The organism is Kitasatospora sp. NPDC007106, assembly GCF_040634455.1.
In the GTDB taxonomy this organism is placed as follows: Bacteria; Actinomycetota; Actinomycetes; order Streptomycetales; family Streptomycetaceae; genus Kitasatospora; species Kitasatospora arboriphila.
Genome location: NZ_JBEYFP010000020.1, coordinates 25,761 through 36,623, shown reverse-complemented (window position 1 = coordinate 36,623; position 10,863 = coordinate 25,761). Strand labels below are relative to the sequence as shown.

At 74.6% G+C, this 10,863-nt stretch carries 10 protein-coding genes; 9 read left to right on the top strand and 1 reads right to left on the bottom strand.

Annotated features, from left to right (window positions below; translation table 11 throughout):
• From ABZ641_RS04450 to ABZ641_RS04435, 4 genes are all read left to right on the top strand, one after another.
• A partial coding sequence (locus ABZ641_RS04450) for a phosphatidylglycerol lysyltransferase domain-containing protein (RefSeq protein ID WP_359979091.1) occupies positions 1 to 1,868 on the top strand: 1,868 nt, incomplete at its 5' end.
• A gap of 55 nt (positions 1,869 to 1,923) precedes the next feature.
• Positions 1,924 to 2,550, top strand: coding sequence for a class F sortase (locus ABZ641_RS04445; protein ID WP_359979088.1), 627 nt, complete (start codon positions 1,924 to 1,926; stop codon positions 2,548 to 2,550).
• A 19-nt stretch (positions 2,551 to 2,569) separates the two neighbouring features.
• The gene (locus tag ABZ641_RS04440; protein WP_359979085.1) at positions 2,570 to 3,889 is read left to right on the top strand and encodes an alpha/beta hydrolase-fold protein; all 1,320 of its coding nucleotides are present in this window, start codon (positions 2,570 to 2,572) and stop codon (positions 3,887 to 3,889) included.
• Positions 3,886 to 6,414 carry a DUF2156 domain-containing protein gene (locus ABZ641_RS04435; RefSeq protein ID WP_359979082.1) on the top strand — a complete coding sequence of 843 codons (2,529 nt, stop codon included), beginning with the start codon at positions 3,886 to 3,888 and terminating at the stop codon, positions 6,412 to 6,414. The genes ABZ641_RS04440 and ABZ641_RS04435 overlap by 4 nt, the downstream gene beginning before the upstream one ends.
• Positions 6,415 to 6,432: 18 nt before the next feature.
• Here the strand turns inward: ABZ641_RS04435 and ABZ641_RS04430 are convergent, their stop codons facing one another.
• A complete protein-coding gene (locus ABZ641_RS04430; protein ID WP_344623433.1) occupies positions 6,433 to 6,870 on the bottom strand; it encodes an SsgA family sporulation/cell division regulator in 438 nt (145 codons plus the stop codon).
• Between the two features lie 239 nt (positions 6,871 to 7,109).
• On the opposite strand from ABZ641_RS04430, the gene ABZ641_RS04425 reads away from it, so the two are divergent.
• From ABZ641_RS04425 to ABZ641_RS04405, 5 genes are all read left to right on the top strand, one after another.
• Complete coding sequence (locus ABZ641_RS04425) at positions 7,110 to 7,280, top strand: CopG family transcriptional regulator (protein ID WP_344623434.1); 171 nt, start codon at positions 7,110 to 7,112, stop codon at positions 7,278 to 7,280.
• The gene (locus ABZ641_RS04420; protein ID WP_344623435.1) at positions 7,277 to 7,663 is read left to right on the top strand and encodes a type II toxin-antitoxin system death-on-curing family toxin; all 387 of its coding nucleotides are present in this window, start codon (positions 7,277 to 7,279) and stop codon (positions 7,661 to 7,663) included. The genes ABZ641_RS04425 and ABZ641_RS04420 overlap by 4 nt, the downstream gene beginning before the upstream one ends.
• A gap of 135 nt (positions 7,664 to 7,798) precedes the next feature.
• Positions 7,799 to 9,628: a DEAD/DEAH box helicase gene (locus ABZ641_RS04415; RefSeq protein ID WP_359979101.1), complete on the top strand. Its 1,830-nt coding sequence runs from the start codon at positions 7,799 to 7,801 to the stop codon at positions 9,626 to 9,628.
• 210 nt (positions 9,629 to 9,838) lie between these two features.
• Positions 9,839 to 10,075, top strand: a complete 237-nt coding sequence (locus ABZ641_RS04410; RefSeq protein ID WP_030271923.1) for a TM2 domain-containing protein — start codon at positions 9,839 to 9,841, stop codon at positions 10,073 to 10,075.
• A 110-nt stretch (positions 10,076 to 10,185) separates the two neighbouring features.
• Positions 10,186 to 10,530, top strand: coding sequence for a DUF2752 domain-containing protein (locus ABZ641_RS04405; protein ID WP_344623463.1), 345 nt, complete (start codon positions 10,186 to 10,188; stop codon positions 10,528 to 10,530).
• Positions 10,531 to 10,863: the final 333 nt, after the last annotated feature.

Below are 10,863 nucleotides of genomic sequence, written 5' to 3'. Positions count from 1 at the left end.
CCCGCCCGGAGCCGGCCCGGGCACCGGCCCCGGAGCCCGGGCCGAAGGCCCCGGCGGCCGACCGCGACCGCGGCGGGGCGGCCGCCTCCGGGGCCGGGCGCGGGCCCGCCCCGTCGGTGCCCGTCTGGCGCCGCCGGTTCGCCGCCGGCGCCGAGTGGTACGTCCGGGTGGTCGCGCTGCTCAACCTGGTCGCCGGGCTGATCGAGCCCTTTCGCCAGCAGGTCCAGCGGGCCAACCGCGGGGACTTCTTCACGCCCGTCCTGGTCGCCTCCGGCTTCACCGGCGCGCTCTTCGCCGGGCTGCTCGCCGTCATGCTCCGCCGCCGCAAGCGGGCCGCCTGGACGGTCACCACCGTCCTGGTGGCGATCTACACCGCGCTGTTCGGCTGGGCGCTCGCCTACGTCGACTACAGCGAGCACCCCTTCAACTGGATCTCCGCCCTGATCACCGTGGCCCTGCTCGTCGCGCTGCTGATCGGCCGGCCCGTCTTCACCGCCCGCGGCACCCGGGGCAACGTGGTGCTGGCCGCCGTCGTCCTGGTGGCCGGCGGGGCCCTGCTGACCGTGCTCGGCGCCGCGGTCGTCCGCGCCACCTACCCCGACACCCCGCCCGACTGGGGCGACGCCTCGCTGTACGTGCTGCTGCGCCTGCTCACCCTCTCCGGGGTCGTCCAGGTCGCCGACGTGGACGTGCCCGGCTGGGTCGACCTCGGGATCAACCTGTTCGGCGCCGCGCTGCTGCTGATCGCCCTGCGGGTGCTGTTCCGCTCCCCGCGCGGCCACGTCGCGCAGCAGCCCGAGGACGAGCAGCGGCTGCGCGACCTGCTCGCCCGGCACGGCGCCCGCGACTCGCTCGGCTACTTCGCTCTCCGCCCCGACAAGGCGGTCTGCTGGTCCCCGTCCGGCAAGGCCGCCGTGCTGCACCGGGTGGTCAACGGCGTCGCCCTCGCCTCCGGCGACCCGATCGGCGACCCGGAGGCCTGGCCGCAGGCGATCGAGGTCTGGCACCGCCGGCTGCGCGAGCAGGGCTGGATCCCGGCCGTCACCGGCGCCGGGGAGGCCGCCGCCACCGCCTACACCCGGGTCGCCGGGCTGCGCGCCCTGGAGTTCGGCGACGAGGCGGTCGTCGAGACGGCCGGCTTCACCCTGGAGGGCCGCGCCATGCGGCCGCTGCGGCAGGCGCACAGCCGGGTCCGCAAGGCCGGGTACCGCGCCGTCGTCCGCCATCACCGCGACATCCCCGACGGGGAGATGGCCGACCTGATCCGGCTCGCCGACGCCTGGCGGCACGGCCGCACCGAACGCGGCTTCTCGATGGCGCTCGGCCGGCTCGGCGACCCCGCCGACGGCGACTGCCTGATGATCGAGTGCCGGGACGAGAACGACCGCACCTGCGCCCTGCTCAGCTTCGTCCCCTGGGGCGGGCACGGGCTCTCCCTGGACCTGATGCGCCGTGACCGGGAGTCCGACAACGGCCTGGTCGAGTTCATGGTCACCGAGCTGCTGCTGCGCGGCGCCGCCGGCGAGCTGCAGGTCGCCCGGGTCTCGCTGAACTTCGCCATGTTCCGGGCGGTCTTCGAGGAGGGCGGCCGGCTCGGCGCCGGGCCGGTGCTGCGGCTGTGGCGGGCCGTCCTGCGCTTCCTCTCCCGCTGGTGGCAGCTGGAGTCGCTGTACCGGGCCAACGCCAAGTACCGGCCCGACTGGCAGCCGCGCTACCTGCTCTACGAGAAGTCCACCGAGCTGTTCGCGATCGGCCTGGCCAACGCGATGGCCGAGGGCTTCGTCACCCGCCCGCGGCTGCCCGCCGTGCGCCGCCGCCGGAACGGGCCTCACCCGGGCGGGGCAGCGGCGGATGTCCCGGTCGGCTGACGGCCCTTCACTTGAGACGGGCCGCGCAGGGCGGACCGGCGGACGGGAGCACGGGTTGGGCGGACAGCGCAGGAGCCCCTGGCCGGGCACGCTGGCGGCCGGCGCCGCCCTGGTGCTCGGTGCCTGGATGCTGCACGGCGGCGGCATCCTGCCCCCGCTGCCCACCGCCGAACAGGGCGTCGACGCCCTCGGGCTGCCCATGGCCGTCGCCCCGCCGATGCCCCGTTCCGCGCCGACCAGGATCCGGATCCGCAGCGCCGGCATCGACGCGCCCGTCACCGGCCTCGCCCTCGACGACGACGGCCGGCTGCAGCCGCCGCCCGAGGACGACGACAACCTGGCCGGCTGGTACGCGGCCGGCACCGCCCCCGGCGAGAGCGGCACCGCCGTGCTGGCCGGCCACGTCGACACCGCCGACGGCCCGGCCGTCTTCTACCGGCTCGGCACCCTGCACCGCGGCGACCAGGTGGAGGTCGTCCGCGCCGACCGCACCACCGCCCACTTCGCCGTCGACGGCGTGGAGGTCTACCCGAAGAAGGACTTCCCCGACCGGAAGGTCTACGGCGCCTCGCCCAACGCCCAGCTGCGGCTGATCACCTGCGGCGGCGGCTTCACCAGGCAGCACGGCTACGACGGCAACGTGGTGGTCTACGCCCACCTCGTCCGCGCCGCCACGGCCTGACCGGCAGGGGGAGCAGACCGTGGACCGCAGCCTCGCCTCCTGGAACCCGCTCGACTGGCCGATCACCACCGGCGTCGTCCCCTACGCCCTGCTGGTCGCCGGCAGCGCCGCGCTGCTGCTGCTCGTCCTGGTCCCCGCGCCGCGCTGGTGGCCGCTGCGGCTGCCCGCCGCCGTCCTCGCCGCGGCCGCCGGCGGCGTGCTCACCGCCCTGACCGTCAACAGCTGGTGGCAGCCGTTCGCCGGCGGGCTGCCCGACGAGGTCACCGCCTGGATCGCGCTCGCCCTGCTCGGCCTCGCCCTCGCCGTCGCCCGCTTCGTGCCGACCGTGCCGCCGCGCACCGCCGGCAAGGTGCTCGTCCCGGTCGCCGCCCTGCTGGTCGGCGTCATGGCCGCCTCCCAGGTCAACCGCTTCTACGACGAGTACGGCACGCTCCGCGCGATGCTCGCCCCGGCCACCGAGGCGCTGCCCACCGGCCGGGACCCGCACACCGTCGCCGCCCCGCCCGGCGGAGCCCTCGCGCAGGTCTGGCACCCGCCGCCCGGCCTGCCCGCCCGCGGCACCCTCGCCAGGACGCCGATCCCCGGCGCGAAGTCCGGGTTCGAGGCCCGCGACGCCTACGTCTGGCTGCCGCCCGCCTACCGGGCCAGCCCCCGACCGCTGCTGCCGGTGCTGGTGCTGATGGCCGGCCAGCCCGGCAGCCCCTCCGACTGGGTCTCCTCCGGGCAGCTGGAGACCACCATGAACGACTTCGCCGCCGCGCACGGCGGCCTCGCGCCGATCGTGCTGATGGTCGACCAGACCGGCTCCACCTGGGGCAACAGCCTGTGCATGGACTCCCGGATCGCCCGCGCCCAGACCTACCTCGCCGAGGACGTCCCCGACTGGACCCGCCGCCACCTGCAGACCGCGCAGGGCCGCCGCTCGTGGGCGATCGGCGGGCTCTCGCTCGGCGGCACCTGCGCCCTCCAGCTCGCCGTCAACGCCCCGCGGGTGTACGGCACCTTCCTCGACATCTCCGGCCAGCGCGAACCCACCCTCGGCAGCCACCAGCAGACCGTGCAGCGCGCCTTCGGCGGCGACGAGGCCGCCTTCGACGCCGTCGACCCGCTGCACGTGATGGCCCGCGAGCGGTTCCCCGACACCGCGGCGACCTTCGTGGTCGGTGACGAGGACGGCGAGTACGGGCCGCAGCAGCGCACGGTGCACGCCGCGGCCGTCGCAGCCGGGATGAAGGCCCGCTCCATGACCGTTCCGGGCGGCCACGACTGGAACACCTTCCGCGCCGGACTCGCCGACAACGTGACCTGGCTCGCCCAGCAGACGGGACTGATCACATGACCGACCGCACCACCGCGGACACCGACCGGGCGCCCGCCCGGCCGGAGCCCGAGTACGGCAGCCGCCCCGCCCGGCTCGCCGCGGCCGCCCTCGCCCAACTGCGCCGGGCCCCGCTCACCCTCGCCCTGATCGCCGTCCTGTGGGTGGTCGGCGCGGCCACCCGCAGCCTCGGCACCGGGCCGTCCGACTCCCTGCTGCCGTACGTCGGCGTCGGCATCCCGAGCCTCGCCGACGGCCACTGGTGGACACCGGTGAGCTCGCTGTTCTGGTGCTCCGGCATCGGCTCGTACGTGGTCACCACGCTGCTGCTGGCGGTCTTCGGGCCGTTCGCCGAACTGCGGCTCGGCACCGCCGCCGCGGCGGCCGTGCTGCTCGGCGGGCAGATCGCCGGCACCCTGCTCGGCACCGCCGCCGTCCGGCTCGGCGTCTCCGCCGACCTCGGCTGGACGAAGGCGATCCAGGACCAGATCGCCGTCGGCCCGACCATCGGCGTGTTCGCCCTCGGCGCGGTCGTCAGCTTCCGGCTGACCGCGCTCTGGCGGCGCCGGCTGCGGCTGGTGGTCGTCCTGGTGCCGCTGGTGCTGATGCTCTACGTCGGGCACCTGCAGGGCGTCCAGCGGGTCGCCGCGGTGCTCGCCGGGCTGGCCGCCGGCACCCTGGCGCACCGCCACCGCGGACACCGCCCGCACCGCGCCTCGCACACCGAGACCCGGGTGCTGGTGGCGCTCACCCTCGCCGCCACCGCGCTCGGGCCGCTGGTCGCCTCCCTCTACCGGGACGCCATCGGCCCCTTCAACACCCTCGCCGACCTGTACTTCTCGCACGTCCCGTCCTCGGCGGAGGTCGCCGACGCCTGCGCCGGGTCGGCCAGGGCCTGCGCGCACGCCCACTCCGCCGTCCGCTACTTCGACTCCCCGGGCCGGCTGATGGCCGCCCTGGTGCCCGTCCTGCTGCTCGTCCTCGCCGAGGGCCTGCGCCGCGGACTGCGGCTCGCCTGGTGGCTCACGGTGCTCACCGAGCTCGCCTGGGTCGGGGTGCTCGGCTGGCTGCTGGCGATCAACTACGACGACTTCGCCGCGGACGGCGGCACCGGGCTGCTATTCGAGCTCGTCGGCGAGGCGCTGCTGCTGCCCGTGGCGATGCTGGTGCTGCAGGCCGTCACCCGGCGCAGCTTCGACCAGCGGACGGCGCCGCGGGTGCGCGACCGGCTGGCCGCCGTCGTCGGCGGCGCCCTGGCGGTCTGCTGCGCCGCGTACGTCGGCATCGGCTGGCTGATCCGCGACCAGTACGAGCCGGACGCCACGGCCGCGGGGCTGGCGGCAGGCCTGCCCTCGGTGCTGCTGCCGCCCGCCTACGACGAACTGCTGCCGGACCGGCCGATCGCCGCCGGCGGCGGCGCGCAGGCCCTGGAGATCGCGGTCGGGCTGGTGTTCTGGGCGGTGGCGCTGACCGCGCTGCTGGTGGCCTTCCGCCGCCCGGTGGTGCACGCGGACGCCGAGGACGCGGCCCGGGCCCGCGCGCTGCTCACCGAGTACGGCGGCTCGACGCTCTCCTTCATCTCCACCTGGGACGGTAACCACTACTGGTTCGACGGGGACGGCCGGGCCGCGGTGCCGTACCGGGTGATCGCCACCGTGGCGCTCACCACCGGGGACCCGTTCGGCGAGCCGGAGGCCCGGCGGCGGGCGGTCGCCGGCTTCGCCCGCTACTGCGACACCCGGGGCTGGACGCCGTGCTTCTACAGCGTCTCCGCGGACGCGCGGCAGGCCGCCGAGCAGCTCGGCTGGCGCTCGCTGCAGGTCGCCGAGGACACCGTGGTGCCGCTGCCCGACCTGGCCTTCACCGGCAAGAAGTGGCAGGACATCCGGACCTCGCTGAACAAGGCCGGCAAGCAGGGCATCACCGCCGAGTGGTGGACCTACCAGGAGGCGCCGATCGGCATCCGCGACCAGATCCGCTCGATCTCCGAGGAGTGGGTCTCCGACAAGGGCCTGCCCGAGATGGGCTTCACCCTGGGCGGGCTGGCCGAGCTCGACGACCCGGCGGTGCGGATGCTCGTCGCGGTGGACGGCGACCGCACCGTGCACGGGCTGACCAGCTGGATGCCGGTCTACGGGGCCGGGCAGCCGGTCGGCTGGACGCTGGACTTCATGCGCCGCCGCGCGGAGGGCTTCCGCGGGGTGATGGAGTTCCTGATCGCCTCGGCCGCGCTCGGCTTCAAGGAGGAGGGCGCGCAGTTCCTCAGCCTCTCCGGGGCGCCGCTGGCCCGCGCCGACCGCGGCGGCGAGCCGCCGACCGCCCTGCAGCGGATGCTCGACTGGATGGGCAAGGCGCTGGAGCCGGTGTACGGCTTCCGTTCGCTGCTCGCCTTCAAGGCGAAGTTCCAGCCCGAGTACCGGCCCATGTACATGGTCTACCCCGACCCGGCGGCGCTGCCCGCGATCACCCGGGCGATCGGCAAGGCGTACCTGCCGCACATGACCCCGGGGCAGGGGGTGCGGCTGATGCGCAAGCTCTCCGCCTGAGGCGCCCGGGGCCCGCCGTCAGCCGAGGAGCTCGGCGAGCGCGCGGTCGGCGTCCAGCAGCAGGGCCTCGTCGCCCTCCGGGACGGCGAGGAGGGTCTCCGCGAGGAAGTGCCGCAGCTGGGCGCCGTCGAACTGGAGCAGGGCCACGCCCTCGGCGGAGCGCAGCTCCAGCATGGTGCGCCCGGACGCGGCGGGCCGCAGGTGCACGTCGCCCATGCCGCTCGGGGCGTCCAGGCCGGCGGCCAGCAGCCACCGGGCGAAGACCCACTCGACCTCCGGCGGGGCCTCGGGCAGCGGCGTGCCGTCCAGGGAGAACTCGGCGGGGAAGGCCATCCGGACGGCCAGCGGGTCGTCGGACCGGTAGCGCAGGGCCACCCGGAGCACGGCGGTGCGGTGGGTGGTGACGTAGAGGCGGGCCTGGACGACCTGTTCGACGACGATGGGCGCAGCTGTCATGGCGGTTCCTCCCGGTGTCGTCCTGCCCCGAAGTTCGCGGGCGGAACGTGTGACGTGTGTGGATTCTGTGACGGCCGGGGTGCGGCCCGTCGGGAGGGGAGAGCGGGACGGCGGACCGTCCTTACCGGGCGGGGGCTGTGAGCCCGGTCACCCGCACCGGCCGGCCGACCCGGCGGGCCGGGACCCGGCGCCGAAATCCGGTACCGGTCCGGGCCGCGCCGCCGGTAGCGTCCCGGCGCATGACCGAGCAGACCACCGGCCGGCCGCCCGAGGGCGGCGGCCGTCCGCAGCACGCCCGGGGGCCGCAGGAGGAGCGCCGCGAGGCCGACCTGCGGCGGGCCGAGATCCGGCGCCTGGGCGCCAAGTACGCCGAGTGCCACGCCGAACTGCTGAGGAGGCTGGGGGAGTGAACCGCCTGGAGACCGCCGAGCTGCTGGAGCTCGCCGCCTTCGCCTGCCGGGGCCGTCCGGCCGAGCTCCGCGAGCCCGGCCTGCTGGACTCCGCCGCGCACCGGCCGTCCGCCGGGATGTTCGGGGTGGAGGTCTACCCGGGCGTCTTCGAGAAGGCCGCCGCACTGCTGCACGCGGTGGCCTCGAACCACCCCCTGGTGGACGGCAACAAGCGGACCGCGTGGATGGGCGCGGTCGTCCTGCTGGACCTCGCGGGCACCGACATGGCCGGTGTCGACCAGGACGCGGCGTACGAGCTGGTGGTGGCCGTGGCGGCCGGCGAAACCACCGACGTCGGGGTGATCGCGGAGCGGCTGCGGGCGCTGCACGAGGGTCGAGCCTGAGCGGGCGAACCGGCGCGGCCCGGTAGGCTGGGCTGGTTGTCCGACCACCGCCCGACAGCGGGCTGGGGCCGCAAAGACCGCCCTGACCTGCGACGATCCCCTCCGGAGCCCGTGAGTACCGCCGCCGCCTCCCCGATGTCGCCGCTGTTCTCCGACGTTGCCTCGTCGCACGCGCCCGTCCGCCCGGCCGGCACGTCGAACGCCTCGCACCACCTGTCGCCGGCCTTCCCCGGCCGTGCCCCCTGGGGCACGGCCGGCAAGCTCCGGGCCTGGCAGCAGGGTGCGCTCGACACGTACATCGAGAAGCAGCCGCGCGACTTCCTCGCGGTCGCCACCCCGGGCGCGGGAAAGACCACCTTCGCCCTGACCCTCGCCTCCTACCTGCTGCACAACCACCTGGTGCAGCAGGTGACGGTCGTCGCGCCGACCGAGCACCTGAAGAAGCAGTGGGCGGAGGCCGCGGCCCGGATAGGCATCCGGCTGGACCCGGCGTACTCCTCGGGCCCGCTCTCCAAGGACTACCAGGGCATCGTCGTGACCTACGCGGGCGTCGGGGTCAACCCGATGCTGCACCGCAACCGCACGGAGGCCCGCAAGACCCTCGTCATCATGGACGAGATCCACCACGCCGGTGACTCGAAGTCCTGGGGCGAGGCCTGCTTCGAGGCCTTCGAGCCCGCCACCCGGCGGCTCGCGCTCACCGGTACGCCGTTCCGCTCGGACACCAACCCGATCCCGTTCGTGGCGTACGAGGCGGACACCGACGGCCTGCGCAAGTCCGTCGCGGACTACACCTACGGCTACGGGCACGCGCTGGCCGACCATGTCGTCCGCCCGGTGATCTTCCTCTCGTACAGCGGCAACATGCGCTGGCGCACCAAGGCCGGTGACGAGCTGGAGGCCCGGCTCGGCGAGCCGATGACCAAGGACCTGATCGCCCAGGCCTGGCGCACCGCGCTCTCCCCGCAGGGCGAGTGGATCCCCAGCGTGCTGCAGGCCGCCGACCGGCGGCTCACCGAGGTGCGCAAGGCGATCCCGGACGCCGGCGGCCTGGTCATCGCCACCGACCAGAACGTGGCCCGCGCCTACGCCAAGCTGCTGCGCGAGATCAGCGGCGAGAAGGTCACCCTCGTCCTCTCCGACGAGGCGGAGGCCTCCAAGCGGATCTCCGACTACTCGGCCGGCACCTCGCGCTGGATGGTGGCCGTCCGCATGGTGTCCGAGGGCGTCGACGTGCCCCGGCTGTGCGTCGGCGTGTACGCCACCTCGATCTCCACCCCGCTGTTCTTCGCGCAGGCCGTCGGCCGCTTCGTGCGGGCCCGCAAGCGCGGCGAGACGGCCTCCGTCTTCCTGCCGACCATCCCGATGCTGCTCGGCTTCGCCAACGAGATGGAGCTGCAGCGCGACCACGTCCTCGACCGGCCGAAGAAGGAGGGCGAGGGACTCTTCGACGAGGAGGACCGGCTGCTCGCCGAGGCCGAGAAGGCCAACGACGGGCCGGACGCCGGCGGCGAGGAGTTCTCCTACGAGGCGCTCGGCAGCGACGCGGTCTTCGACCGGGTGCTGTACAACGCCATGGAGTTCGGCATGCAGGCGCACCCGGGCAGCGAGGAGGAGGAGGACTACCTCGGCATCCCGGGCCTGCTGGAGCCGGACCAGGTGCAGATGCTGCTGCAGAAGCGCCAGCACCGGCAGATCCAGCGCTCCAAGGCCAAGCCGGCCGAGGAGGCCGACCTGGTCGAACTGCCCGCCGAGCAGCGGCCGGTGGTGACCCATCAGGAGCTGCGCGAGCTGCGCAAGGAGCTGAACGCGCTGGTCGCCGCCTGGCACCACCGCACCAACCAGCCGCACGGCACCGTCCACAACGAGCTGCGTCGGCAGTGCGGCGGACCGCTGACCGCGCAGGCCACGGCGAACCAGTTGAAGGCGCGGATCGCGAAGATCCGGGAGTGGGCGAAGGGCTGACGCCCGTTCGGGGTGACGGGGGCCCGGGCAGAGTCTCCCGACTTGGCAAAGAAAGTGTGGAGACACGCGGTCATACGATCCGTTAATCTTCCGCGTGCCCGGCTCCGGTACGGACCTCCACGAGGTGACGGACCGGCGCCCCGTCCCACATGCCGAGACCCGGCCGTCCCGCACGGCGGGCCGGCCGCGCACCGAACGAGGAGTCACCCCGTGGCGTACACCGCCCAGAACCCCGAGCTGTCCGACAAGTCCAAGGTCGTCGCAGGCCTCCTGCAGATCTTCCTCGGCGGCTTCGGCATCGGCCGCTTCTACACCGGCCACGTCGGTATGGGTGTCGCCCAGCTGCTCACCTGCGGCGGTCTCGGCGTCTGGGCCCTGATCGACGGCATCCTCTTCCTGGTCAGCGACACCCGCACCGACGCCCAGGGCCGCACGCTGCGCGCCTGACCGTGCGCCCCGCCCGGACCCGGCCGCACCCCCGCCCCGCGAGCAGTGCGGGCGGGGGTGCCCGCCGTCGTGCCGCGCTCCCGCGGCACCCGGCGGCCGGCCCCCTCGGCCTGCTCGCGGCCGCCCTCGCCGGCGCCGGGTACCTGTACACCCGCGACCCCCACCTGCCCGGGCAGGCTCTGCCCTTCTGCCCCTTCCACCGCCTCACCGGCCTGCAGTGCCCCGGCTGCGGCGGCACCCGGGCGGCCTGGGACCTGCTGCACGGCGACCTGTCCGCGGCCTGGCACGACAACGCCGCCCTGCTGCTCGCACTGCCCTTCGTCGCCGCCTGGTACCTCGTCCGACTGCGGCACGGCCTGGCCGGCCGGACCTGGCGGCTGCGCCTCGGCCCCCGCACCGTCGCCGCACTGCTGACCGCGGCGGCGCTCTGGACGGTCGGCCGGAACCTGCTCTGAGCGCCCCGGTCCGAGGGCCGCCGTGTCCGGAGTCCGGTCAGATATCGAACATCTGAGCCATTCAGGGCCCGGAATGTGGGCTTAATGTCCGTATTTGCGTCTCGACTTTGCGTCGATGATGACCGAATTTTGGACAACTACTTCCGCAGCGTGCGAAGAGTTCACTACCTTCTCCCCACGCTCGCTCGACGGACCACCCCCACCCCGAGAAGAGCACCGCGGAGCTGTGCCCTCGTCGATGGCGCCGAGCCAGCTGCTCCAGCGCGGACACCCACCTGCGCGTGACACCTCCGTCCCGGCCCGAGCCCCACGCCGGCGCCGGTGCCCGCCGCG

Coding starts and splice junctions, on each gene's coding strand:
- ABZ641_RS04430 (WP_344623433.1), bottom strand. CDS start 6,870: ATGACAGCTGCGCCCATCGTCGTCGAACAGGTCGTCCAGGCCCGCCTC.
- ABZ641_RS04415 (WP_359979101.1), top strand. CDS start 7,799: ATGTCGCCGCTGTTCTCCGACGTTGCCTCGTCGCACGCGCCCGTCCGC.
- ABZ641_RS04425 (WP_344623434.1), top strand. CDS start 7,110: ATGACCGAGCAGACCACCGGCCGGCCGCCCGAGGGCGGCGGCCGTCCG.
- ABZ641_RS04435 (WP_359979082.1), top strand. CDS start 3,886: ATGACCGACCGCACCACCGCGGACACCGACCGGGCGCCCGCCCGGCCG.